General features: G+C 63.7%; 20 protein-coding genes. 14 read left to right on the plus strand and 6 right to left on the minus strand.

Going from position 1 to position 24,575, the window contains the following annotated elements; genetic code table 11:
• Nucleotides 1-4: 4 nt before the first annotated feature.
• The 6 genes from P3T18_RS09905 to P3T18_RS09930 all read left to right on the plus strand — a co-directional run bounded on the left by P3T18_RS09905 (nt 5) and on the right by P3T18_RS09930 (nt 7,118).
• Nucleotides 5-2,389, plus strand: coding sequence for a xanthine dehydrogenase family protein molybdopterin-binding subunit (locus P3T18_RS09905; RefSeq protein WP_429299729.1), 2,385 nt, complete (start codon nt 5-7; stop codon nt 2,387-2,389).
• A gap of 22 nt (nt 2,390-2,411) precedes the next feature.
• Nucleotides 2,412-3,209: an FAD binding domain-containing protein gene (locus P3T18_RS09910; RefSeq protein WP_429299730.1), complete on the plus strand. Its 798-nt coding sequence runs from the start codon at nt 2,412-2,414 to the stop codon at nt 3,207-3,209.
• A 114-nt stretch (nt 3,210-3,323) separates the two neighbouring features.
• On the plus strand, nt 3,324-4,211 hold the full coding sequence (locus tag P3T18_RS09915) for an AAA family ATPase (RefSeq protein ID WP_429299731.1): 888 nt from the start codon (nt 3,324-3,326) through the stop codon (nt 4,209-4,211).
• A 71-nt stretch (nt 4,212-4,282) separates the two neighbouring features.
• Nucleotides 4,283-5,542: a vWA domain-containing protein gene (locus P3T18_RS09920; RefSeq protein ID WP_429300082.1), complete on the plus strand. Its 1,260-nt coding sequence runs from the start codon at nt 4,283-4,285 to the stop codon at nt 5,540-5,542.
• Nucleotides 5,533-6,123 (plus strand): CoxG family protein, encoded by a 591-nt coding sequence (locus P3T18_RS09925; RefSeq protein WP_429299732.1) that lies wholly within the window; start codon nt 5,533-5,535, stop codon nt 6,121-6,123. Before P3T18_RS09920 ends, P3T18_RS09925 begins: the two co-directional genes overlap by 10 nt.
• Nucleotides 6,096-7,118: an XdhC family protein gene (locus tag P3T18_RS09930; protein WP_429299733.1), complete on the plus strand. Its 1,023-nt coding sequence runs from the start codon at nt 6,096-6,098 to the stop codon at nt 7,116-7,118. Before P3T18_RS09925 ends, P3T18_RS09930 begins: the two co-directional genes overlap by 28 nt.
• Nucleotides 7,119-7,138: 20 nt before the next feature.
• On the opposite strand, the gene P3T18_RS09935 is transcribed toward P3T18_RS09930, so the two are convergent.
• Complete coding sequence (locus tag P3T18_RS09935; RefSeq protein ID WP_429299734.1) at nt 7,139-7,879, minus strand: PepSY-associated TM helix domain-containing protein; 741 nt, start codon at nt 7,877-7,879, stop codon at nt 7,139-7,141.
• Nucleotides 7,880-8,220: 341 nt separating this feature from the next.
• On the opposite strand from P3T18_RS09935, the gene P3T18_RS09940 reads away from it, so the two are divergent.
• Nucleotides 8,221-10,125, plus strand: a complete 1,905-nt coding sequence (locus tag P3T18_RS09940; RefSeq protein ID WP_429299735.1) for a DUF3857 domain-containing transglutaminase family protein — start codon at nt 8,221-8,223, stop codon at nt 10,123-10,125.
• Nucleotides 10,126-10,156: 31 nt separating this feature from the next.
• Here P3T18_RS09940 and P3T18_RS09945 read toward each other — a convergent pair whose 3' ends face one another.
• Nucleotides 10,157-11,185 (minus strand): serine/threonine protein kinase, encoded by a 1,029-nt coding sequence (locus P3T18_RS09945; RefSeq protein ID WP_429299736.1) that lies wholly within the window; start codon nt 11,183-11,185, stop codon nt 10,157-10,159.
• 112 nt (nt 11,186-11,297) lie between these two features.
• Complete coding sequence (locus P3T18_RS09950; protein WP_408499083.1) at nt 11,298-11,510, minus strand: hypothetical protein; 213 nt, start codon at nt 11,508-11,510, stop codon at nt 11,298-11,300.
• Between the two features lie 318 nt (nt 11,511-11,828).
• Between P3T18_RS09950 and P3T18_RS09955 the strand changes: the two genes are divergently transcribed.
• The 5 genes from P3T18_RS09955 to P3T18_RS09975 all read left to right on the plus strand — a co-directional run bounded on the left by P3T18_RS09955 (nt 11,829) and on the right by P3T18_RS09975 (nt 19,678).
• Complete coding sequence (locus tag P3T18_RS09955; RefSeq protein ID WP_429299737.1) at nt 11,829-15,011, plus strand: efflux RND transporter permease subunit; 3,183 nt, start codon at nt 11,829-11,831, stop codon at nt 15,009-15,011.
• 108 nt (nt 15,012-15,119) lie between these two features.
• Nucleotides 15,120-16,316 (plus strand): efflux RND transporter periplasmic adaptor subunit, encoded by a 1,197-nt coding sequence (locus P3T18_RS09960; protein WP_429299738.1) that lies wholly within the window; start codon nt 15,120-15,122, stop codon nt 16,314-16,316.
• A gap of 35 nt (nt 16,317-16,351) precedes the next feature.
• Entirely contained in the window at nt 16,352-17,824 is a 1,473-nt protein-coding gene (locus tag P3T18_RS09965; protein ID WP_429300083.1) for an efflux transporter outer membrane subunit, read from the plus strand.
• Nucleotides 17,825-17,942: 118 nt separating this feature from the next.
• Entirely contained in the window at nt 17,943-19,223 is a 1,281-nt protein-coding gene (locus P3T18_RS09970) for an MFS transporter (protein WP_429299739.1), read from the plus strand.
• Nucleotides 19,224-19,492: 269 nt separating this feature from the next.
• Entirely contained in the window at nt 19,493-19,678 is a 186-nt protein-coding gene (locus tag P3T18_RS09975; protein ID WP_120297341.1) for a hypothetical protein, read from the plus strand.
• A 180-nt stretch (nt 19,679-19,858) separates the two neighbouring features.
• Here P3T18_RS09975 and mgrA read toward each other — a convergent pair whose 3' ends face one another.
• The gene (gene mgrA / locus P3T18_RS09980; RefSeq protein ID WP_429299740.1) at nt 19,859-20,902 is read right to left on the minus strand and encodes an L-glyceraldehyde 3-phosphate reductase; all 1,044 of its coding nucleotides are present in this window, start codon (nt 20,900-20,902) and stop codon (nt 19,859-19,861) included.
• A gap of 219 nt (nt 20,903-21,121) precedes the next feature.
• Between mgrA and P3T18_RS09985 the strand changes: the two genes are divergently transcribed.
• A complete protein-coding gene (locus tag P3T18_RS09985) occupies nt 21,122-21,328 on the plus strand; it encodes a DUF3185 family protein (protein ID WP_429299741.1) in 207 nt (68 codons plus the stop codon).
• A 17-nt stretch (nt 21,329-21,345) separates the two neighbouring features.
• Here the strand turns inward: P3T18_RS09985 and P3T18_RS09990 are convergent, their stop codons facing one another.
• A complete protein-coding gene (locus P3T18_RS09990) occupies nt 21,346-22,107 on the minus strand; it encodes a phytanoyl-CoA dioxygenase family protein (protein ID WP_429299742.1) in 762 nt (253 codons plus the stop codon).
• A 460-nt stretch (nt 22,108-22,567) separates the two neighbouring features.
• On the opposite strand from P3T18_RS09990, the gene P3T18_RS09995 reads away from it, so the two are divergent.
• Nucleotides 22,568-22,936 carry a hypothetical protein gene (locus P3T18_RS09995; RefSeq protein ID WP_429300084.1) on the plus strand — a complete coding sequence of 123 codons (369 nt, stop codon included), beginning with the start codon at nt 22,568-22,570 and terminating at the stop codon, nt 22,934-22,936.
• A 159-nt stretch (nt 22,937-23,095) separates the two neighbouring features.
• Here P3T18_RS09995 and metK read toward each other — a convergent pair whose 3' ends face one another.
• A complete protein-coding gene (gene metK, locus P3T18_RS10000; RefSeq protein ID WP_429299743.1) occupies nt 23,096-24,286 on the minus strand; it encodes a methionine adenosyltransferase in 1,191 nt (396 codons plus the stop codon).
• Nucleotides 24,287-24,575 lie beyond the last annotated feature (289 nt).

Below are 24,575 nucleotides of genomic sequence, written 5' to 3' on the forward strand. Positions count from 1 at the left end.
GACCATGAACGCTCCCGAAAGCCACAGCATGATCGGCGCTTCCGTCGAACGTAAGGAAGACTACCGTTTCCTGACCGGGAACGGCCAGTACACCGACGACATCGTGCTGCCCCAGCAAACCTTCGCGGTATTCCTGCGCTCGCCGCACGCGCACGCGAAAATCAACAGCGTGGATACGTCGGCGGCAAAACAGTCGCCCGGCGTAGTCGCGATCTTCACCGGCGCGGACATGGCCGCCGACAACGTGGGCGGTCTGCCGTGCGGCTGGCTGATCCACAGCACGGACGGCAAGCCGATGAACGAGCCGCCGCATCCGATCATCGCGCACACCAAGGTGCGTCACGTCGGCGATCAGGTGGCGCTCGTCATCGCGGATTCGATCAAGGCGGCGAAAGACGCGGCCGAACTGATCGAGGTGGACTACGACGTGCTGCCGGCGGTGGTCGACACCGCGCACGCAGCCGACGCCGGCCAGGCCGCCGTGCACGACGAAGTGCCCGATAACATCTGCTACAACTGGGGCCACGGCGACAAAGCCGCCACCGACGCCGCGTTCGCCAAAGCCGCGCACGTCACCACGCTCGAGATCGTCAACAACCGGCTGATTCCCAACGCAATCGAACCGCGCGCGGTCAACGCGAGCTATTCCGTGCAGGACGACAGCTACACGCTGTACGTCGCGAATCAGAATCCGCACGTGGAGCGTCTGCTGATGGCGGCGTTCGTGCTGTCGCTACCGGAGTCGAAACTACGCGTGATCGCGCCGGACGTGGGCGGCGGCTTCGGCTCGAAAATCTTTCTGTACGCCGAAGACGTCGCGCTGACGTGGGCGTCTAAAAAGATTCGTCGTCCGATCAAATGGACCGCCGAGCGCTCGGAAGCTTTCATCTCGGACGCACACGGCCGCGATCACGTGACCAAAGCCGAACTGGCCATGGACGCCGACGGCAAATTCCTCGGCATGCGTATTCATACGACCGCCAACATGGGCGCGTATCTGTCCACGTTCGCGTCGAGCGTGCCGACCATTCTGTACGCCACATTGCTCGCCGGTCAGTACGCGACGCCCGCGATCTATGCCGAAGTAAAGGCCGTCTTCACCAATACGGTTCCCGTCGATGCGTATCGCGGCGCGGGCCGTCCCGAGGCGACGTACGTCGTCGAGCGGCTGGTGGAAACGGCTGCGCGCGAGATGAAGCTCGATCCGGCGGAAATTCGCCGCCGCAATTTCATCCGCGAATTTCCTTACGCGACGCCCGTTGGCCTCACCTACGACACCGGCGATTACGAGACGATACTCGCGCGTTCGCTCGAACTCGCGGACGTCAAAGGCTTCGCCGCGCGCCGCGAGCAATCCGAGAAAAACGGCAAGCGTCGCGGACTCGGCTACTCGTGCTACATCGAAGCGTGCGGTCTTGCGCCATCGAATATCGCGGGCGCACTCGGCGCGCGGGCCGGTCTCTTCGAAGTCGGTCAGATTCGCGTTCATCCGACCGGCTCCGTCACGGTGTTCACCGGCTCGCACAGTCACGGACAAGGTCACGAAACGACCTTCGCGCAAGTGGTCGCGGAGCGGCTCGGCATTCCGCTGGAAAGCGTCGAGATCGTTCACGGCGACACGGGACGCATTCCGTTCGGCATGGGCACCTACGGCTCACGCTCGATTGCGGTGGGCGGCTCGGCCATCATGAAGGCGCTCGACAAGATCGAAGCCAAGGCGAAGAAGATCGCCGCGCACCTGCTCGAAGCCGCGGCCGAAGACATCGAGTTCAAGGACGGCGTATTCCGCGTCGCGGGCACCGATCGTACCAAGGCGTTCGCCGAAATTTCGCTCGCCGCGTACGTGCCGCACAACTATCCGCTCGACGTGCTCGAACCCGGACTCGAAGAAAGCGCGTTCTACGATCCGACCAACTTCACTTATCCGTCGGGCGCGTACATCTGCGAAATCGAAGTCGATCCGGAGACGGGCGTGTGCCGCATCCAGCAGTTCACCGCCGTCGACGATTTCGGCAACGTGATCAATCCGATGATCGTGGAAGGACAGGTGCACGGCGGACTTGCGCAAGGCATCGGTCAGGCAATGCTGGAGCGCTGCGTGTACGACAACGAGAGCGGCCAGTTGCTGTCCGGTTCTTACATGGACTACGCGATGCCGCACGCGTCCGATCTGCCCGACTTCACCGTCGAAACCGCGAAGGGCACACCGTGCACGCACAATCCGCTTGGCGTAAAAGGCTGCGGCGAGGCGGGCGCGATCGGCTCGCCGCCCGCCGTCATCAACGCGATTCTCGATGCACTCGCGCCGCTCGGCGTGACCGATCTGCAAATGCCGGCCACGCCACATCGCGTGTGGTCCGCGATTCACGCAGCGCAACGAGCCCATTGAGATTCTGAGCGGAGCATTCGACATGTATTCATTCGAGTATCAACGCGCGACGGACCCGCAAGCAGCAGCCGCCGCTCTCATCGCCGACAGCGACGCGAAGTTCATTGCCGGCGGCCAGAGTCTGCTGCCGACCATGCGTCTGCGTCTCGCGCAGCCCTCGCAACTGATCGACATCACGCGCATCCCGGCGCTAAAGTCGATTGCCGTGGACGCGAACAAAGTGACCATCGGCGCCGCCGTTTGCCACGCCGACGTCGCGGATCACGCCGACCTGCGGCGCGTGCTGCCGGGCCTCGCCGATCTCGCCGCGCATATCGGCGACCGGCAGGTGCGTGCGCTCGGCACGATCGGCGGTTCGCTCGCCAACAACGATCCGGCCGCCTGCTATCCGGCCGCGGCGATGGCGCTGGACGCGACCATCGTCACCGACCGGCGGCGTATCACCGCGAACGATTTTTTCGTCGGCATGTACGAAACCGCGCTCGCGCCCGACGAGCTGATCGTGGCGGTCGAATTTCCTGTGCCGGAGAAAGCGGCCTACGAGAAATTCCGCAATCCGGCGTCGCACTTCGCGCTGGTCGGCGTATTCGTTGCGAAGTTCGCGAGCGGCGCGCGTGTGGCGGTGACGGGCGCGGCGCCTTCGGTATTTCGCGTGCCTGAACTGGAAAGCGCGCTGTCCGCGAATTTCACGCCGGACGCAGCGCGCGCCGTGACGGTCTCCGATTCCACGCTGAACACCGACATGCACGCGAGCGCGGAATATCGCGCGCATCTGATTCCCGTGCTGGCCGCGCGGGCGGTGACGAAGGCGAGCGGCTAAACGCGAATGCGTGTCGCAGCGGCATGCCGCCGCGACACGCGGGGCCGATGCGATGGGCGGCATGCGCCGCGCGCCGACCCAGCGTTCAGCTTCTCCGCGCCCTTCAGGACGATCATGCAGCCCGCTTCCATCGACGACACGCTCGCGCAACTCGCGGCGCAACGCTACTTCGCCAGCCGCGAGCTTGCGACCGCGCTCTATCTCGCGTTGCGCATGGAGCGGCCGCTGTTCGTCGAAGGCGAGCCGGGCGTCGGCAAGACCGAACTCGCCAAAGCGGCGGCCGGGATGCTCGGCACCTCGATGCTGCGGCTGCAATGTTACGAAGGACTCGATACCGCGAGCGCGCTCTACGAGTGGGACTATCCGCGTCAGATCATGGCGCTGCGCCTCGCCGAAGCCGCCGGCGAGCGGCCCGGCAACGACACGCTCTATCGCAGCGAATTCCTGCTCAAGCGTCCGCTGTTGCAGGCGCTGATGCCCGACGAAAATCATCCGGATGCGCGCCGCGTCCTGCTGATCGACGAGATCGACCGCGCCGACGAACCATTCGAAGCGTTCCTGCTGGAACTGCTGTCGGACTTCCAGGTGTCGATTCCCGAATACGGCACCGTGCGCGCGGCCCAACCGCCGCTCGTCGTGATGACGTCGAACCGTACGCGCGAAGTGCACGATGCGTTGAAACGCCGCTGTCTTTACCAGTGGATTGGCTATCCCGAACGCGACCGCGAACTGGAGATCGTCGCCGCGCGCGCGCCGCACGCGTCGGCGGAATTGCAGCGGCGTGCGGTCGATTTCGTGCACCGGCTGCGTGGCATGGATCTGTTCAAGGCGCCCGGCATTGCCGAGACGATCGACTGGTGTCGCGCGCTCGAAGCGCTTTCGGTAACGGAACTCGATCCGCAATCGGTGCAGAACACGTTAGGCGTGCTGCTCAAGTATCAGGATGATCTGGCGCGCGTGGATGCTGCGCAGATTGCTCAATGTCTCGCGGTGCCGGAGTAATCTCGATGACACAGCCCGCGCGCGAAGACGACGACGGCAAGACGCACGGCGATGCGTCCGCAGGGTTCCGCATGAGCGGTGCGCTCTCCGATGCATCTTCCAGTGCGCTTGCCGACGCGCCCATCCTGGCGCGCAATGTCGTGCATTTCGTGCGCGTGCTGCGCGCGGCCGGTCTGCCGATGTCGCCTGCCCAGTCCGTCGACGCGCTCGCTGCCTTGCACTGGATCGACCTCGCCCGCCGCGACGACGTGCGCGCCGCGCTCGCCGCGACGCTGGTCTGCGCCCCCGATCAACGCGACCTGTTCAATGCGGCCTTCGACCTCTTCTGGCGCGATCCCGATTGGGAAGGCAAGTTGCGCGCGTTGCTTTTGCCGAAAGTGCGCGACGGGTTGCCGCCGCCCAAACGCAACAATCGTCTCGCCGACGCTCTCGCCGTGCGCGCGCAGCGTTCGCCGCACCACCAGCCGCCGCCGGAAACCGAACAGCACGAACTGCGCGCCCACCTTACCTTCAGCGCCGAGGAAAAACTGCGTCATCGCGATTTCGACACGCTGTCGGCCGACGAATGGCGCGCGCTGCGTCATCTGATTCGCGGTCAACGCGTGCCTCTCGCCACGGAGCCGACGCGCCGCCTGAAAGCGGCATCGCACGGCACGCATGCCGACCTGCGAGCGAGCGCCCGGCATGCGGTACGCGCGGGCGGCGACTGGACCGTGTGGAAATATCGCGCGGTGGTCCAGCGCAAGCCGCCGCTGGTGTTGCTGCTCGATATCTCGGGTTCCATGAGCCACTACTCGCGCGCGGTGCTCTACTACTGTCATGCACTGCTGCAATCGCGTGAGCGTCTGCAGGTGTTTCTGTTCGGCACGCGCCTCACCAATGCGACGCGCGCGCTGCGCGAACGCGATCCCGACGTGGCGATCGCCACGCTCACCGATCAGGTGGTGGACTGGTCGGGCGGCACGCGGATCGGCGCGGCGCTTGCCGAGTTCAACCGTCGCTGGGCGCGGCGCGTACTCACCGGACGCGCCACCGTACTGCTCGTCACCGACGGCCTCGACCATGCGGCGATCGACGTGCTCGACGCGGAGATGGCGCGCCTGCATCGTTTCGCGCATCGCATCGTGTGGCTCAATCCGTTGTTGCGCTTCAGCGGTTTCTCACCGAAAGCGCGCGGCGTGCAGGCGATTCTGCCGTACGTCGACGCGCATCGCCCGGCTCACAATCTGGACAGTCTGGCCGCGTTCGGCCGCGACCTCGCGCATCTCACGCGAGCGCCGCGAGCCGAGCTTCGCGCCAGGCCACCCGCAGGAGCAATGCCATGGAATTGAGCGAAACGCACACGCTGCCGGTTTCCCAGCAACGCGCGTGGGAAGCATTGAACGACACGTCCATCCTGCGCGCCTGCATTCCCGGCTGCGAAAGCATCGAACCGGACGGCGAGAACGCCTACGCGGTGGCGATGAGCGCGGCGGTCGGTCCGGTGAAGGCGCGCTTCAAAGGGCGTATGCTGCTCACCGACATCGACGCGCCGCGCACCTACACCATCGTTTTCGAAGGTCAGGGCGGCGCCGCCGGCTTCGGCAAAGGCAATGCGCGCGTCACGCTCGAACCGGAAAACGACGATGCAACCCGGCTGACCTACGTCGCCACCGCTCAGGTGGGCGGCAAGCTGGCGCAGATAGGTTCGCGTCTCGTCGACGGCGCGGCCCGTAAAATCGCCGGCGAATTTTTCAAACGCTTCGGCGAACAGTTGAGCGGCCAGCAGGCCGACGACGCCAATGGCGCGTCGTCGGCAGGCTCCGCGATGTCGGCGCAAAATACGGAATTGGATCAAACGCCGGACTCCGAGTCCGGCGACGAAGGAACGAAGAGGAAGAAATCATGGACAGCGTGGATCTCGAAGTCCTGAAGAGCAGCGCACGCTGGCTCGAGGAAGGACATCGCGCGCTACTGGTAACGGTGGTGAAGACGTGGGGCTCGTCGCCGCGTCCCGAAGGCGCGATGCTTGCGGTGCGCGACGACGGGCTGGTGGTCGGCTCGGTGTCGGGCGGTTGCATCGAAGACGATCTGATCGAACGTGTCCGGCAGCGCGGCATCGAGCAGTCGCATCCGGAAGCGGTCAAATACGGCATCAGCGCGGAAGAAGCGCATCGTTTCGGCTTGCCGTGCGGTGGCACGATCCAGCTGGTGCTCGAACCGCTCACGCTGCAAAGCGGTATCGCCGAACTCTGCGCGGCCGTCGAAGACGGGCGCCTCGTGGCGCGCGAAGTGGACATGGTGTCGGGCGCCGCTCGGCTCGAACCCGCACAGGCGACGGACGGCGTCGACTTCGACGGCGCACGCCTGCTGACCATTCACGGTCCGCGTTACCGGATGCTGGTGATCGGCGCGGGACAACTGTCGCGCTATCTGTGCCAGATCGCGGTCGGGCTCGATTATCAGGTCACGGTGTGCGATCCGCGTGAGGAATACACCGAGGAATGGAGCATTCCCGGCACGAAGATCGTTCGCACGATGCCCGACGATACCGTGATCGACATGAAACTCGACGAACGTTGCGCCGTCATCGCGCTGACGCACGACCCGAAGCTCGACGATCTGGCGCTGATGGAAGCACTCAAAACGCCGGCGTTTTACGTCGGTGCGCTGGGTTCCAGGCGGAACAATCAGGCGCGCCGCGAGCGTCTGAAGGAATTCGATCTGAACGACACCGAACTGGCGCGCCTGCACGGGCCGGTCGGCATCTATATCGGCAGCCGCACGCCGCCGGAGATCGCGGTATCGATTCTCGCCGAAGTCACGGCGGCGAAAAACGGCGTTTCTTTGCCGACGCTGCTTCAGGTCGAAGGGGCGAAAGCGGCACGTGAGATTGCCGCCACGGGTGGCGCTGCCTGTCGCGTTTGACGGTGCCGGCTTCGCGCGGCTTACATCAAGCCGCACGTCACGGCGGCCACGAGCGACGCGCCCACCAGTACCACGCCCACGGTGCGGCGCTTGTTGAGTTCGGTCCATAGCAACACGCCGGTCAGCGAAAGCAGAATCATCGAACCGGCGATCGTGTCGATCAGCAACACCCAGCCGATGCTCAGACCCACGCCGCGGTGCAGGTTGTTCATGGTCGTGAGAAACGAGTGGTGAGTGCGCTTCACGCTCACGAAACCATTGCCGACCCAGTATTCGGCCTGCACGTTCTGCGTCGGCGAAAAAATGCCGACTTGCCACTGCTCCGGCTGCATCGCGCTACGGTCGCCCCAGGCGACGGCATGAGCCGGCTCGCGCTTCACCCTGCCCGGTTTGCCGTCGATCTTCAGTTCGGCCTTCAGCCATTTCGTCAGCTCGGCGGGCGAGCCGAGCTTTTGCTGCGGCATGGGAATCTGCAACTCGTCGACCTGCGGCTCGCCCGACGACACCTTCAGCGGACCCGCCCGGTGATTCAGCAGAAAGCCCGTCACGCCGAACAGAAGACCCAGCACCGCGCCCCACAAGCCGACCCAGCCGTGCACCTTGCGCAACCATTTGATGAAAGTCGAGCGTCGCGAGCGGCGGCGGCGCGCGGCCTGCCCGGCGTCGTCCATCAGACGATGACCGCGCTCATCGGCATGCGCCTCGTATTGCGTGCCGCCGTCGACAGCAGCTTTCATATCGATCAGGTCAGGCGCGTTCACGTCGGGGCTCCGGGTACTGAAAGTCGAGCATCGCAGGCGCGGCGCGTTCGGGCGCCAAGGCGTTCTGCCGGCGATGAGGCAATCGGGAAAGTTAGCGAAAGGAAGGGCCAGACAGCCCGGCTTGCGGTCCGGGCGTCCGGCTGAAAGGTTGGCTGGCAGCCACAGAGGAGGAGAAATGTGGCAGGAAGCTGGCGATACCTTTCAAATAAGAATGACTATCATTACATATTTGAGCATTTTGCTCAATCCCGGCACCGACTCCTCTTGACATCGCGTCGCCGCAAACGGACTCTAGGCACCGTTCCCATCTCAATTTTTGTTTGCCCGGAAATCTGCTCGCCATGCGCCTCTTCCCGCTCGTTTGTGTTGCAACCGCCGGCTGGTTCGCCGGTATCCCCGTCGCGGGTGCGAGCTTTCCAGCCAGACTGGACGATCCCTATACCAACGAAGGCGAAACGCAGACCTTCACCGTCAACGCAGACGGTTCGTTTTCCAAACTCGACTCGATGACGCTGCTCGTGAACAACGAGGCCGGCGTCGCCCGCGTGGCGCAGCAATACGTGTGGTTCAACCGCAATATGGCCGACGTGCAGATTCTGGAGGCTTACACGACGAGCGCCGACGGTGTGCGCCACGACGTGCAGCCCGACCAGATCCGCGACGTGCAGGAAGCGCGTTCGTTCGACGCGCCGATGTTCCAAGACATTCAGGAGAAGGTGATCGTGTTCCCGGCGGTCGAACCGGGCGCGCGCGTGCATCTCACCTATCGCAAGACGCAGAAGCAGCCGATCGTGCCGGGCGAGTTCAGCGACTTCACGCCGCCCGATCTCGCGCCGACCCACAACTTCCGCCTGATCTACGATCTGCCCGCGGGCAAGCCGCTCTATGCCGACGCGCGCGGTTTCACCGTCGTGCCGCCGGTCACACAGGACGGCCGCACGCGTTACGAATATCGCTACGACAAGGCGCATTACAGCCGCCTCGAACGCGGCTCGGTGGCTTACGTTTCGTATGGCGACCGTCTGATGGTCTCGACTTTCCCGGATTACGCCGCGTTCGCCGCGACCTACCGCAGTTCAGCGACCGACCCGAGCGCGCACGACGCCACCCTGGTGCGTCTCGCGCAAAACCTGACGGCGCGCGATCGCACGCCGCGCGACAAAGCCAAAACGCTCTACGACTGGGTTCGCCGCAACGTTCGCTACGTGGCGATCAACGTCGGACGCGGCGCCGTGGTGCCGCACAACGCGAGCGCGGTGCTCGCCAACCGCTACGGCGACTGCAAGGACCACGTCGCGCTTTACGGCGCACTGCTGGACGCGGTCGGCGTGCGCAACGAGCCCGCGTTGATCAGCAGCGGCACCATCTACACGCTGCCCGACGTGCCGGGCTACGGCGTCATCAATCACATCATCACGTGGCTGCCGGATCTGCAGCAATACGCGGATTCGACGGCCTCGAATGTCGAATTCGGTTTCTTGCCCGCGTCGGACATGAACCGGCCGACCGTGCTGGTCGATCAGGGCGTGGTGGCGCGCACGCCGGCCACGGCGCTGATGAGCCGCAGCACCGATCTGTCGATCAAGGTGGAAGCCGACGGCTCGGCGAGCTTCACGTACCGGCTGGATGCGTCGGGACCGTCGGCCGAGCAGACCCGCGCGATGTTGCGCATGCAGACGCCGGCGCAGCGTGAGGAATCGATTCAGGCGGAGTTGCGCAGCGTCAATCTGCGCGGCACGGCCACGCTCACCACCAGCGATCTGACCGTCGCCGACGGTCCGTTGACGATCACCATGAAGGGCACCATCGAAAGTCTCGTGGTGCCCGGCGCGGCCGCGGCCATTCCGGCGCTGACGAGTCTCGCGGGCGGCTTCGACTCCGACACGCGCTACTGGCTCGGCGAACGTCGGCGCACGCAGCCGTTCGTGTGCCATAACCTGGCGCTGCATGAACGCGCGCGCATCGAACTGCCGGCGAATTTCCGCGTGCTCGACATGCCGGAGGCGAAGCGCACGCAGGACCATTTCGTCGAATTCCAGTCGCAGTACGCGTTCGATCCGTTGACCAACGTGGTGACGATGACGCGCGACGGTACGACGCATTTCGACAGCGAAGTCTGCTCGCCCGACGACTTCGCGCAGATGCGTCCCGCGATCGAAGCGATCGGACGGGACGTGCGTGCCGAAGTGATCGTAAAGTCGACGCTGGTCGAAGAACCGTCGAGCGTGGCGTCGGGCGCGCCGTAAAACGCAGACGACGGGCGGCGCCGTTCGTGGCTCAAACCGGCCAGAGCGGTCCTTCCTGCATCGCGCCGAGTTGCTCGCGCAATTCCAGAATGCGGTCTTCCCAGTAACGCTGCGTGTTGAACCACGGGAAGGCCGCCGGAAATGCCGGGTCGTCCCAGCGGCGCGCGAGCCACGCCTGATAGTGAATCAGACGCAGCGTACGCAAGGCTTCGACCAGATACAGTTCGCGCGGCTCGAAGTCGCAGAAATCTTCGTAACCGGCGAGCAGGTCGGCTAGCGCGCGCGACGCCTCGGCACGCTCGCCCGGCAGCAGCAGCCACAAATCCTGCACCGCCGGACCCATGCGGCTATCGTCGAAGTCGACGAAATGCGGACCTGCATCGGTCCACAGCACGTTACTCGGATGACAGTCGCCGTGCATTCGCAGCATGCGAATATCGCCGGCACGCTCGAACGCGCGTTCGACACCTTCCAGCGCGAGATTGACCACGGTTTCCCACGCGGTGCGCACGTCGTCGGGCACGAAGCGCTGCGCCAGCAGGAAGTCGCGCGGCTCGTAACCGAACGTGTGAATGTCGAGCGTGGGACGTTCGGTGTAGTTCTGCGTCTGCCCGACTGCGTGAATGCGGCCGATGAAACGCCCCAGCCATTCGAGCGTGTCGCGCCGGTCCAGATCGGGCGCGCGGCCGCCGCGCCGCTCGAAGATCGAAAAACGGAAACCGTCGAACGTATGCAGCGTGCGGCCTTCGTAGACACGCGCCGGCACGGCGGGAATCTCGCGCGCGGCCAGATCGGCGACGAAAGCGTGCTCTTCGAGAATCGCGGCGTCGCTCCAGCGTTCCGGCCGATAGAACTTCGCCACCACCGGCGGCCCGTCTTCGACGCCCACTTGGTACACGCGGTTTTCGTAGCTGTTGAGCGGCAGCATGCGGCCGTCGGTGCGCACACCGACGGTGTCGAGCACGCTGTCGAGCGCGTCGAGCACGATTTCCGGCTTGAGCCGGGCGAAAGGAACGGCGCTGTCGGCGCCGTCCTGAGGTTCGATGATGTCGTCGTTCATGCCCGCATTGTGCGCCGCGCCGCCGTCAAAGACGAGGGCAACGGCTCATGCGGGCAACTTTGCCGGCGTTGACAGCGCGAGCGCGGCTCTCAAGAATCCGGCCGGAACGCCGTCAATGCACCTGCGCGCTCGACGGACGCACCATCTCGCCAGTATCGATCAGATCTTCAAGGAAAAAGGGTTCTGTGTTCAGATGCTCCGAAGTGCCGGGTTCGCCGGCATACCACGCCACCATGGCCATGTCGCCAAGAATACGCATGACGATTCCGCGCGCGCCTTGTGGCACGGCGATATGCACCGATCGGACAATGGAACCGATTTGCATGATGTTTCCCCGTTTCTCCCATAGCCGGCTTTATGGATTCCGTGCCGGTCAAGGTGATGATAAAAGCGCCGCTTCGCCGTGAACGTTGCGTACGCACCCAATCTGCTGCGCGTAGACCGCGTGAAAGCTTCAAGTGATTGTTCCCGGATTGCGGGGCCGTGGAAAGTGCGAACAGAAGGGGTTTAACCCGTCGTTTCGCCCTATTCCCATTACGCCGCCACGGACCGATGATCTGGGCTGACGCGTCGCAACGAGACCATCATAAACCCAGCCGGGCCGATATATCAAAATCATCCGGCATTACCGACCGCACACGATATGTGGATCGTTCGTCTGGCGCTACGGCGCCCTTATACCTTCGTGGTGCTGGCCCTGCTTCTGCTGATCGTCGGACCATTGACGATCCTGCGCACTCCCACCGACATCTTCCCTAATATCGACATTCCGGTGCTCTCGGTGATCTGGTCGTATAACGGCCTGCCCGCCGACGAAATGGAGCGGCGCATCGTGCTGAACTACGAGCGCGGCCTGTCGACGGCGGTCAACGATATCGAGCACACGGAGTCGACCTCGCTGAACGGTATTGCGGTGGTGAAGATCTTTTTCCAGCCGCACGCGAACATCGACGAAGCGCTCGCCGAAGTCACCGCGCTCTCGCAAACGCAGTTGCGCTCGTTGCCGCCCGGCATCACGCCGCCGAATATCCTGCGCTACAACGCCTCGACCGTGCCGATCCTGCGGCTCGCGTTGTCGTCCGCGTCGCTCACCGAGCAGGAACTGTTCGATTTCGGCAACAACTTTCTGAAGACGCAACTCGCCACGGTGCCCGGCGCATCGGCGCCGCTGCCGTACGGCGGCAAGCAGCGTCAGATCATGGTGGACATCGATTCGCGCAAACTGCAGGAGCGCAACCTTTCGCCGATGGACGTCGTGAACGCCGTCACCGCGCAGAATCTGATCCTGCCCTCGGGCACCGCGAAGATCGGTTCAACGGAATATTCGGTGGAACTGAACGGCAGCCCGGATTCACTCGCCGGACTCAACAACATCCCGATTCGGTCCACCGCCAACGGCACGGTCTATATTCGCGACGTGGCTCACGTGCGCGACGGTTTCCAGCCGCAAACCAACATCGTGCGCGTGAACGGCCAGCGCGCCGCGCTGCTCACCATCAACAAAAGCGGTAATACGTCAACGCTGGAAATCGTCGACCGCATCAAGAAGATGATGCCGACGCTGCGCAATCTCGTGCCCGCTTCGCTGAACATCGATCCGGTGGCGGACCAGTCGCTGTTCGTGCGTGCTTCCGTGCAGGGCGTGCTACGTGAAGCGCTGATCGCCGCCTGCCTTACGGGTCTGATGATTCTGCTGTTCCTCGGCAACTGGCGCGCCACGCTCATCATCGCCGTGTCGATTCCGCTCTCGATGATCACGTCGATCATCGCGCTTTCGATGCTCGGCGAAACCATCAATATCATGACGCTCGGCGGCCTCGCGCTCGCCGTCGGCATTCTGGTGGACGATGCCACGGTGGCGATCGAAAACATCAGCCATCAACTGGAACAGGGCAAGACGCTGGAGCAGGCGATTCTCGACGGCGCGCATCAGATCGCGATTCCGACACTGGTCTCGACGCTGTCCATCTGCATCGTGTTCGTGCCGATGTTTCTGCTCACGGGCGTCGCGCATTATCTGTTCATTCCGCTCGCGGAAGCGGTGGTGTTTGCGATGCTCGCGTCGTATTTCTTCTCGCGTACGCTGGTGCCGACGCTCGCGAAATACCTGCTGCGTTATCACCATAAGCCGGCCGACCTGCACCCCGCGCCCGAACAGACGCGCAATCCCTTCATGAGGGTGCACTACGCGTTCGAGGGCGGCTTCGCGCGGTTTCGCGATCGCTATCGCAGCTTTCTCGAAGCGCGCGTTGCGCGGCCGGGTCTGTTCGTGACGCTGTTTCTGGTGTGCTGCGGCGCTTCGATGCTGTTGATGCCGTTTCTCGGCCGCGACTTTTTTCCAGCCGTGGACGCCGGCACGATCGCGCTGCATCTGCGCGCGAAAACCGGCATGCGGGTCGAAGAAACCGCTGTCGTAACGGATCGTGTGGACACGCGGATTCGTCAGTTGATACCGCCCGCCGAACTGCATTCGATCATCGACAACATCGGCCTGCCGGTCTCGGGCATCAACCTCTCGTATAGCAACACGGGCACGATCGGCACGTCCGACGCCGACGTGCTGATCACGCTCAACGCCGAGCATCGCGCGAGCGCCGATTACGTGCGTCTGTTGCGGCGAACGCTGACCGACGAATTCCCCGGCGTGCAGTTCGCTTTTCTGCCTGCCGACATCGTCAGCCAGACCTTGAATTTCGGCATGCCTTCGCCGATCGACATTCAGATCGTGGGCCGCGACGTGGCCGGCAACCGGGTGTTCGCGGCGAAGCTGCTGAACCGGCTGCGCGCGGTGCCCGGACTCGCCGACGCGCGCATCCAGCAACCTGCCGATTTGCCGCGTATTTTCATCGACGTGGATCGCACCCGCGCGCAACAGGCCGGTTTTTCGCAGCGCGATATCGCGAGCAATCTGCTTATTACGCTGTCCGGCAGTCAACAGACCACGCCTACGTTCTGGCTCAATCCGCGCAATGGCGTGAGTTACAACGTCATCACGGAAGCACCGCAATACACGATCGATTCGTTGCAATCGCTCGCGAACATTCCGTTGAACGCCAACGGGCGCAGCAACATTCTCGGCTCGTTCGCCACGATGAAACGCGAGGCCGGCAACGCCGTGCTCACCCACTACAACGCGCAGACCACCATCGACATTTTCGGCACCGCCGACGGCCGCGATCTCGGCGGCGTTTCCGACGACATCCGCAAGATCATCGACGACGCGCGCGTCGACTTGCCGAAGACCTCGACCATCGAACTTCGCGGTCAGGTGCAAACGATGAACGACTCCTTCTCGGGTCTGTTCGCCGGTCTGGTGTTCGCGATCCTGCTGGTCTATCTGCTGATCGTGGTGAACTTCCAGTCGTGGCTCGATCCGTTCATCATCATCACCGCATTGCCGGGGGCGCTGGCGGGCATCGTGTGGATGCTGTTCCTCACGCACACCACGCTGTCGATTCCTGCCCTCACCGGCGCGATCATGTGTATCGGCATTGCCACGGCCAACTCGATTCTCGTGATCAGCTTTGCACGCGAACAGTTGCTCGAACACGGCGACGCGACGCGCGCAGCCATCGAAGCAGGCTTCACGCGTTTTCGGCCCGTGCTGATGACAGCGCTCGCGATGATCATCGGCATGGTGCCGATGGCAATCGGACTCGGCGAAGGCGGCGAACAGAATGCGCCGCTCGGCCGCGCGGTGATCGGCGGTTTGACGATCGGCACGTTGGCCACGCTTATCTTCGTGCCCGTCGTGTTTTCGATGATTTATCGCCGGCTTGCCGCGCGACGTCAACGCGCCGCCGAGCATGTGGTGCAGAAATCCTGAACACGTCGAAGGCGGCAGCGACCGTCCGCGCATTCGCACAGCAATCATTTTGCAATGGGCCGCGAGCATGACGCCGAAGCGTCTGCCCGGCCCGACAGGGGAAGTTTGATGGAAGGAAAACGTCCGGACGATGAGTCCAACGCAATACGTGACACGGCAACGGGAAAGCGCTCGCGCTGGATCTTCGCCGCGGTGACCGTGGTCGTGATCGCGCTCGCCGCACAAGGTATCTGGTCGCGTCACGACGCGCACGCGGCACTCGAGCGCGACGCCGAGCATGTGAGTCAGATGAGCGTCGAAATCGTGCATCCGCAGAAATCGACTGCCGGGCTCGATCTGGTTTTGCCCGGCAACGTGCAGGCTTTTCTCGACACGCCGATCTACGCGCGCACCAACGGTTATCTGAAGAAGTGGTACGCGGACATCGGCGCGAAGGTGAAGAACGGTCAGCTGCTCGCGGAGATCGACACGCCTGAAGTGGACGACCAGCTTCGCGCCGCGCGCGCCGACCTCGCGAATGCAAATGCCAACTACGCGCTGGCGAAAAGCACCGCCGACCGCTGGACCGACATGCTGCAAAGCAAGTCGGTGTCGAAGCAGGAAACCGACGAAAAAGTGGGCGACATGCTCGCGAAAAAAGCCACGCTCGACGCCGCGCGCTTCAACGTCGCGCGGCTCGAAAAGACGCAGTCGTTCCAGAAGGTCTACGCCCCGTTCGACGGCACGGTGACGGCGCGCAACGTGGACGTCGGCGCGTTGATCGACGCGGGCAGCGCGGGCGGCCCGGCCAAGGAACTGTTCCATGTCGCGCAGGCCGACCGTCTGCGTGTGTACGTGAACGTGCCGCAGGCCTATGCGCAGCAGGTCCGCGCGCAGCAGAGCGCCTTTCTGACGCTGACCGAAACGCCGACGAAACACTATCCTGGCACGGTAGCGCGCACGGCCGGCGCCGTCGATGCGCAGCAGCGCACGATGCTCGTGGAAGTGGATGTCGACAATCGCAACGGCGACCTGCTGCCGGGCGCCTATGCGCAAGTGCATTTCGCGCTCGGCACTGGCGCCGCGCCCTTCACGCTGCCCGGCAATGCGTTCCTGTTCCGACCGGACGGCGTGAAGGTCGCCGTGGTCGACGCACAGAGCAAGGTGAAACTGATGCCGGTCGCGCTCGGCACGGACTTCGGCACGCGCGTCGCGGTTGCGTCCGGCCTCCACGGCGACGAGCGCGTGATTCTGAATCCGCAGGACTCGATCGTCGACGGTGCGCCGGTCAGGGTCGTCGCCGCCAAAGCGACGGAGGCGAAGTGAACGCGCGCCTGGTTCGTCGTGCCGACGCACGGGCCGTGGCGGCCGTGGCGCTGGCCGCTTCGCTGACCGTTTCGCTCGCGGCCTGCACCATGGGCCCGGACTACGTGAAGCCGCCCACCACGAGCGCCGCCACGTACAAGGAACTCGACGGCAGCGGCTGGAAACCCGCCCAACCCGCCGACACGATCGCGCGCGGCGCATGGTGGAGCGTCTACGCGGACCCGTCGCTCGATGCGCTCGAACAGCAGGTCGCGACGGCCAACCAGAACGTGCAGGCCGCCGAGGCGCGCTTTCGCGCCGCCCGTGCGACCGTCGCGCAATACCGGTCGAGCTTCTTCCCGCTCGTCACCGCGGGCGGCGATTATTCGCGCGCGCGGTCGTCGGCGAACGTGCTGCATAAATCGACTGCCGGTCTCACGCTGAACGACTATCTCGTGCAAGCCGACGCGTCATGGGAGCCGGATCTGTGGGGCCGGGTATCGCGCAGCGTCGAAGGCGCGAAAGCCGAAGCGCAAGCCAGCGCCGCCGACGCACAGGCCGCCTTGCTCTCGATGCAGGCCGAACTGGCCACGGATTACTTCGAGCTGCGCGGTCTCGATCAGGAGCGCCAACTACTCGACGCCACGATCACGGCCTACAAGGAAGCGCTCGATCTGACGCAGCACCGCTACGCCGGCGGCATCGCCACGGACGCCGATGTCGCGCAGGCACAGACCCAACTCAAGACGACCCAGGCGCAGGCGCTCGACCTCGGCGTGCAACGCGCGCAACTCGAACACGCCATTGCGATCCTGACTGGCCAATCTCCTTCGACGTTTTCGCTGCCGGTTGCGCCGCTCGCGGCCGTGCCGGTGGTGGCGGCAACCGGTGTGCCGTCCGCGCTGCTCGAACGTCGGCCCGATATTGCCGCCGCCGAGCGGCGCGTCGCCGACATGAACGCGCAGATCGGCGTGGCGACGGCGGCGTTCTTCCCGAACCTCGTTCTGTCGGTCACCGGCGGTCTCGAAGCGACCAACTTCAGCCAGTGGCTGCTGGCGCCGAGCCGTCTGTGGTCGCTCGGTCCGAGTCTCGCGGGAACGCTGCTGGACTTCGGCGGCCGGGCGTCGGTGAAAGAGCAGGCACGCGCGCATTACGACGAAAGCGTCGCGCAGTACCGGCAAACGGTGCTGAACGCCTTCGGTCAGGTCGAAGACAATCTCGCGGCGCTGCGCGTGCTCGAAGAAGAAGCCGCCGCCCAGGACGACGCCGTGACAGCCGCTCAGCGCTCGCTCGCCGTGGTATCCAATCGGTACAAAAACGGCGCGATCACGTATCTCGACGTCGTGGTTGCGCAAACCACGGCGCTCACGAACGAACGCAATGCCGTGTCGATCGCGCGCCGGCGAATGGCTGCAAGCGTCGCGCTGATCAAGGCGCTAGGCGGCGGCTGGGACAGCTCCACGCTGCCGACGGACGAGCAGATCGTGCATCCGGACGCATCGGCGAGCGGGACGGCGGCGCACGGTTAGCAGGCCGCTTCGCCAAGGCTTTGCGCGGCGGCTTTGCACGGGTCGCCGTCCCCGGAAATGTTTTCAGCGTATCCTTAAACAATTTGACTACGCTCGCATTCCCCAAGGGAGATTTTTTGTGACCGCATCGCCGGAATCCCACCGGACTGCTGCTTCGGCTGTTCCTTCCACTTCACACGCTTCCACACCGTCCGCCGTGTCCGACATTCCCTATCTCGAACGTGGCACGCGCGCCTACTGGCGCGCCAGCATCGCGCTTCTATTCGCCGGTTACGCGACCTTCTCGCTGCTGTATTGCGTGCAGCCGCTGCTCCCCGCATTTTCGGCGGCGTTCGATGTCACGCCGGCGCAAAGCAGTCTTTCGCTGTCGTTCACCACTGCGGCGCTCGCACTGGCGATCTTCGTCGCGGGCTTCGTCTCGGAAGGCTGGAGCCGTCACAAGCTGATGACGCTGTCGCTGACAGTCTCGGCGCTGCTGACCGTCGGCGTCTCGTTCGCGCCGCATTGGCATCAACTGCTCGTGTTGCGCATGCTCGAAGGGCTCGCGCTCGGCGGCGTGCCGGCCGTCGCGATGGCTTATCTCGCCGAGGAAGTCCATCCGGACGGCCTCGGTCTCGCCATGGGTCTGTACGTGGGCGGAACGGCGATCGGCGGGATGGCGGGACGCGTCATCACCGGTATCGTCGCGGATCTGTTTTCGTGGCGCGTGGCGATCGGCACGATCGGCGTACTCGGCGTTCTGTCGATGCTCGCGTTTCGCGCGCTACTGCCGCCGTCACGCCATTTCGTGCCGCGCCGTGGTCTCGGCTTCACGCATCACCGCAGCGCGCTGCTCAAGCAGTTCACGCGACCCGGCCTGCCGTGGCTTTTTCTGCTCGGCTTCGTGCTGATGGGCAGCTTCGTGACCCTGTACAACTACATCGGCTTCCGTTTGCTCGCGCCGCCGTATCAGCTCAGCCAGACCGAGATCGGCGCGATTTTCGTGGTTTATCTGACGGGCGTGGTGGCCTCGCCATGGTCGGGACGCATGGCCGATACCTTTGGCCGCGCGCGCGTGTTGACGGCGAGTCTTCTGCTGATGCTCGTCGGTCTCGGCCTCACCATGCTGCATCCGCTGGCAGCGATTGCCGCAGGCATCGCGTGCGTGACGTTCGGCTTTTTTGCCGGGCATTCCGTCGCGAGCGGCTGGGTGGGACGTCTGGCGAAAGAGGCAAAAGGACAGGCCGCAGCGCTGTATCTGCTCGCCTACTACCTGGGCTCCAGCGTGATTGGATCGTACGGCGGCCACGTGTGGGCGAATTACGGCTGGAACGGCGTGACGGGACTCGTCGGTGGCCTGCTCGTGCTCGGACTCATCGCAACGCTGCGTCTGCGCGAGCGCGAACGGGTCGCCGCGTAATCGCGCGCGCGACCCAGCGCGCATGGAATCGTCACGAAAAGTAAGGCCTGTGTAAGCAAACGCTTCACAAGCCGGTGGCGTATTTGCTGCGCTGCGCCAAACCGAACGGCCTTGCGCCATCGGGTTCAGCGCCTTGCGAATACGCGCTGCAACGCGGCAAAGCAGCGTTACGTCGCATCACGCGTCACCTATACTCGAATCGAGCCTTGGCAGTGCATGACTCCACAAAACCGAGCCGCTGCCCGGGAGGCAATAAAAAGGAGACGAGTATGACGACCTATTTCACGATTGGCGACTTCATCCTGGTGATTCCGATGGCGCTGGCTGGCGCATTGTTTGTCGGGGCGCTACCGTGCAAAACCGAGTTGCGGCACAACGCGCTGCGTGTGCTTGGCGCGCTCATCGGCGTCGTGTTCGCGGTCGTGCTGGTCGAAGGACTGCCGGCGCTGGTGTAGCAGAACGTCGGGCCAGCCGAAGCGCTGCGACGTGATTCGCAGCGTGGGGCGAGTGTGGTCTGCGCGTTTGTGATCGCGCTTGCGGTCGTATTCGGACCTCGCGCGATTGTTCGACGCTAAGTGAATCACACGCACAAAAAAAGCCGCCCTGAGGCGGCTTTTTTCATTCCGACGCAGGCTTTAGATGGCCTGATCCGTCGACGGCTTTTCCCACAGGTTGATGCCGCCTTCCGTCGCGTAACGGTCGATCTCCGCGAGTTCCTCTTTCGAGAACGCGAGGTTCTTCAGCGCGCCGACATTCTCGCGCACCTGCTCCGCACGACTCGCGCCGATCAGCACGGACGTCACGCGCGGATCGCGCAGTGCCCACGCGAGCGCCATTTGCGCGAGGCTTTGTCCGCGACGCTGCGCGATGTCGTTGAGCTTGCGCACGTGTTCAATGTTCTGCTCGCTCAGGTGTTCCTGCTTGAGCGAACCGCCACCGGGTTTGTTGACGCGCGCGTCGTCCGGCACGCCATTCAGATACTTGCCGGTCAACAGACCTTGCGCGAGCGGCGTGAACGCAATCGTGCCCGCGCCGACCTTCTCCAGCGTATCGAGCAGTTCATGCTCGATCCAGCGGTTGAGCATGTTGTACGCCGGTTGATGGATCAGCAGCGGCACCTTGTACTCGGCAAGCAGCTTCGCCATTTCCAGCGTTTTGGTGGCGGAGTACGACGAAATACCGATGTACAGCGCCTTGCCCTGCTGCACGGCGCTCGCCAGCGCGCCCGCGGTTTCTTCGAGCGGCGTATCGGCATCGAAGCGATGCGAATAGAAAATGTCGACGTAATCGAGGCCCATGCGCTGCAGGCTCTGATCGAGACTCGCCAGCACGTATTTACGCGAACCGCCGCCCTGGCCATACGGACCCGGCCACATATCCCAGCCCGCCTTCGACGAAATGAGCAGTTCGTCGCGATACGGCTTGAAGTCGTCCTTGAAAAGACGGCCGAAGTTGGTTTCCGCGCTGCCGTACGGAGGGCCGTAGTTGTTGGCCAGGTCGAAGTGCGTGATACCCAGGTCGAATGCCGTGCGCAGAATGTCGCGTTGCGTGGAAATCGGCGTGGTGTCGCCGAAGTTGTGCCACAGACCGAGCGACAGTGCCGGCAGCTTGAGGCCCGACTTGCCGCTAACGCGGTACTGCATGTCCGAATAGCGTTCTGAAGCTGCTTCGTAAGCCATTGCTAGAGTCCTTGATGGTGAAGTGGCCCGACGCGAGTGCGGGCGTGAGGAGTTCACATGCTGCGGGAGGCTTGCAGAATCTTGTTTTTATGGAGGTGAAGCGAGACCGCTATGTTAGCCAATCGAGGCGATGCCTGCAGACGCCCAGTATGCGGGATGGACGACCTCGGAACGCTCCCCTACACTCTGGCCGGTCGAAGCCCCTAGAGAGAGAAGTTCATGACGAAAGCGATTTCCATCGCGCTGATTGTCGGCGGTATCGTGTTGCTGTATTTCGGCGGACAGGCGTTCAACTCGGTGAGCAGCGAAGTGTCGCGCGTCTTCACCGGATCGCCGACCAACAAGGCGATCATGCTGATCGTGGGCGGTGTGATTGCGACGATTGCAGGCCTCACCGGCCTCGCGCTGTCGGGCCGCAAGCGCTAACGGCGCTTGCGTAAAAACTAGAAGGCGATTTCCGGCTTCGCGGCCGAGCGCGTTCCCGGCAACGGCACATTGCTCGCGCCGTGATAGGTGTACACGAGCGAGAACTTCACCTGGTCGCTGAGGTTCTTGCCGGCCGAATGCAGCGTGTTGCAGTGGAAGAACACCACGTCGCCCGGTTGCAGTTCCGGCGAAACCGCCGTACGAATCAACGCCTGATTTTCTTCCAGATCGGAACGGAAGAATTTGGCTTCGTCGAAACGATCGGACGTGAAAGTCGCGTTGTGCGACTTCGGCACCAGCCACAACGCGCCGTTGTCCACCTTTTCGGCCCCGACGGCCAGCCAGACCGACACCAGATCGTCGCGCTCGAACGACCAGTACCGCACATCCCGATGCCAGCCCGTCAGGCTGCCGTACGCTGGATGCTTGGTCATCATGCAGTTGTGATGCGCGCGCGACAGGCGCGGTTCTTCACCGAAGTAAAGCTCCATCCAGCCGCGAATTTCGGGCGCGGTCGCCCATTGAGCGAATGCGGGATGGCGTCCGTATGCGTCCAGCAATCGGCGCACCGTATGGCCGCCCGGCGCGTACTTGGATTCCGGTGCGCCCGGATAACGCAAGTCGGCTTCGAACTCGATCGGCTCCGCCGCTTCCAGCAACTGGCGCTCGGCAATCTGCTTCAACTCACTGCAACGTTCGGCCGGCACCAATCCTGGCACGACGACGAATCCTTGCTCCCGCAGTGTTTGAATCTGCTCTTTCTTCGAGTGAAGTGACATGGTGTTCCGTTACTTTCGACTGGCTGATGCTCGATTGTAAAACGGGCGCGATCGGACTGCGCGGGGATTCGCTTTCTGCAAACTGCCACCTTACGCACTACTTTCAGGCGCCCGAGCGCGCTACGCGGCACTTCGACGGGGCAAGCACGCACGAAGAACGGTCGCGCTCGGCATGTTCTGACACTGTATTACCGCGAATTACCCCGTAAAAACCCTTAATCGCAGGGTAAAAACGGACTTTCTGACGTCACGATTCGCGTGTAGCCTGCTCGCATGTTGACCGCTACAACCGCATTTTTCCGGCACGCAATGGCCACCAAGCCCGCGCCCGCCGCATTTCGTGCTCTCTTTCGACGTTTTCAGGGCTTTCGCGCCGTCCGCGACGCTGCCGCCATTGGCACATTTGGTGCTCCAGATGGCGCACCCTCCGTCGCGCGACACATTGCCAACCTGTGAAGCCATGCATACTCTTTTGAATACCCGTCTCACCCGCGCAGCACTTAAAGCGGCGCGTCCTGCCCGCCGCCATGTCGTCCGCGCCTTGCGCCACCATGCCACCCGCACACGCGCCCTCGGCGCGCAATGGCGCGATGCAAAGGCCGTGGACAGCGTCCGCACCTGGTTCCACACGTTCTTCTCGGCGCTGCGTCTGCAAGGCAGCACGCGTCGTTTTTCGCTGCGCACGCTGCTGCGCAAACCGACGCCGCTTCGTCTGAGCGCTCCGCGCCGCGACGCCGTCGTGGCGCCGCGTAGTTCGACGCGCCGTCCGCGACGTGCGTCGACGAATGGCAGCACCGGCTGGTTCGCCTTCACGTTCGCGAGCCGTTAGACAAGACTTTCGCGGTCGAAGCAGATGCTGGCGGCGATCGCAGGGCGCGGCCCGGCAGCGTTGTCCGCGCAAAACGTCAACGCGTCGTCAGTGAGCGACGGCGATAAAAAACCCCGCACGGCTTGCGCCGGCGGGGTTTTTGTCTAGTGAAGCGCGCGCTTATTCTGCGAGCGCGACAACCGGTTCCGTGCCGGCGGCTTCGGCGAGTGCCAGAGCCTTGTCGGTGGCTTCCCACGTGAATTCCGGCTCTTCGCGGCCGAAGTGACCGTAGGCCGCGCTCTTTTCATAGATCGGGCGCAGCAGGTCGAGCATCTGGATGATGCCCTTCGGACGCAGGTCGAAATGTTCCTGCACCAGACGCGTGATGGTTGCATCCGACACGCGGCCCGTGCCGAACGTGTTGACCATTACCGAAGTCGGTTGAGCAACGCCGATTGCGTACGACACCTGGATCAGGCAGCGCGACGCCAGACCAGCAGCCACGATGTTCTTCGCGACATAACGGCCGGCGTAGGCAGCCGAACGGTCGACCTTCGAAGGATCCTTGCCCGAAAACGCGCCGCCGCCGTGCGGCGCAGCGCCGCCGTACGTGTCGACGATGATCTTGCGGCCGGTCAGGCCGCAATCGCCTTGCGGACCACCAATCACGAAACGGCCAGTCGGGTTCACGAGGAACTTGATGTCGCCCTTGATGAGGTCGGCCGGCAGCGTCGGCTTGATCACTTCTTCGATCACGGCTTCGCGCAGCGTGTCCAGATCGATGTCCGGCGAATGCTGCGTGGACAGCACCACGGTGTCGATGGCGTGCGGCTTGCCGTCGACGTAACGCACGGTGACCTGCGACTTCGCATCCGGACGCAGCCACGGCAGACGGCCGTCGCGGCGCAGATTAGCCTGACGCTCGACCAGACGGTGCGACAGGTGGATCGGCAGCGGCATCAGTTCCGGCGTTTCTTCGCACGCGTAACCGAACATCAGGCCCTGGTCGCCAGCGCCTTGATCGAGGTTGTTGTCGTGCGCGCGGTCCACGCCTTGGGCGATGTCCGGCGACTGCTTGTCGTACGCGACCAGCACGGCGCAGCCGCGGTAGTCGATGCCGTAGTCGGTGTTGTCGTAGCCGATGCGCTTGATCGTATTGCGCGCGACCTGGATGTAGTCGACGTTCGCCGTGGTGGTGATTTCACCGGCCAGCACGACCAGACCCGTGTTGCACAGCGTTTCCGCCGCTACGCGCGAGTATTTGTCTTGCGCCAGGATGGCGTCGAGAATGGCGTCCGAGATCTGATCCGCGACTTTGTCGGGATGGCCTTCGGAGACGGATTCGGAAGTGAAGAGATAGTCGTTTGCCACGTTGCAGACTCCTTTTGTGTGGTTACGGTTGAGTTTCACGTAGCCAGCTTCGGGAGCCTTGAAGCGGCGACGCTTTAGCGGATTACCTTACCGTTGGGCGTAATTCGCGTTTGATAACGCGCTTCACACCCGCTGGCTTCGCCCCGCAAGTTGTCTATTAACTCGGCGAAGCCCTTATTATAGCGACTTCCTTTGTTTGTCACAGAGTGTCCACGAGTGCGGTATTACGTCAACTCATACGCTTTTCTTGAATCAGTCACGCGCGGCGGCTCATGCGCCCGCCCTGTTT

Source organism: Paraburkholderia sp. GAS199 (assembly GCF_050436585.1).
Taxonomy (GTDB): Bacteria; Pseudomonadota; Gammaproteobacteria; order Burkholderiales; family Burkholderiaceae; genus Paraburkholderia.

Excerpts from the sequence above, each read along its gene's own strand:
- P3T18_RS09905 (WP_429299729.1), top strand. The coding sequence starts at position 5 with ATGAACGCTCCCGAAAGCCACAGCATGATCGGCGCTTCCGTCGAACGT.
- P3T18_RS09940 (WP_429299735.1), top strand. The coding sequence starts at position 8,221 with ATGCGCCTCTTCCCGCTCGTTTGTGTTGCAACCGCCGGCTGGTTCGCC.
- P3T18_RS09950 (WP_408499083.1), bottom strand. The coding sequence starts at position 11,510 with ATGCAAATCGGTTCCATTGTCCGATCGGTGCATATCGCCGTGCCACAA.
- P3T18_RS09925 (WP_429299732.1), top strand. The coding sequence starts at position 5,533 with ATGGAATTGAGCGAAACGCACACGCTGCCGGTTTCCCAGCAACGCGCG.
- P3T18_RS09915 (WP_429299731.1), top strand. The coding sequence starts at position 3,324 with ATGCAGCCCGCTTCCATCGACGACACGCTCGCGCAACTCGCGGCGCAA.
- P3T18_RS09975 (WP_120297341.1), top strand. The coding sequence starts at position 19,493 with ATGACGACCTATTTCACGATTGGCGACTTCATCCTGGTGATTCCGATG.
- P3T18_RS09945 (WP_429299736.1), bottom strand. The coding sequence starts at position 11,185 with ATGAACGACGACATCATCGAACCTCAGGACGGCGCCGACAGCGCCGTT.
- mgrA (WP_429299740.1), bottom strand. The coding sequence starts at position 20,902 with ATGGCTTACGAAGCAGCTTCAGAACGCTATTCGGACATGCAGTACCGC.
- P3T18_RS09920 (WP_429300082.1), top strand. The coding sequence starts at position 4,283 with ATGAGCGGTGCGCTCTCCGATGCATCTTCCAGTGCGCTTGCCGACGCG.
- P3T18_RS09910 (WP_429299730.1), top strand. The coding sequence starts at position 2,412 with ATGTATTCATTCGAGTATCAACGCGCGACGGACCCGCAAGCAGCAGCC.
- P3T18_RS09995 (WP_429300084.1), top strand. The coding sequence starts at position 22,568 with ATGCATACTCTTTTGAATACCCGTCTCACCCGCGCAGCACTTAAAGCG.
- P3T18_RS09985 (WP_429299741.1), top strand. The coding sequence starts at position 21,122 with ATGACGAAAGCGATTTCCATCGCGCTGATTGTCGGCGGTATCGTGTTG.
- P3T18_RS09990 (WP_429299742.1), bottom strand. The coding sequence starts at position 22,107 with ATGTCACTTCACTCGAAGAAAGAGCAGATTCAAACACTGCGGGAGCAA.
- P3T18_RS09960 (WP_429299738.1), top strand. The coding sequence starts at position 15,120 with ATGGAAGGAAAACGTCCGGACGATGAGTCCAACGCAATACGTGACACG.
- P3T18_RS09930 (WP_429299733.1), top strand. The coding sequence starts at position 6,096 with ATGGACAGCGTGGATCTCGAAGTCCTGAAGAGCAGCGCACGCTGGCTC.
- P3T18_RS09955 (WP_429299737.1), top strand. The coding sequence starts at position 11,829 with ATGTGGATCGTTCGTCTGGCGCTACGGCGCCCTTATACCTTCGTGGTG.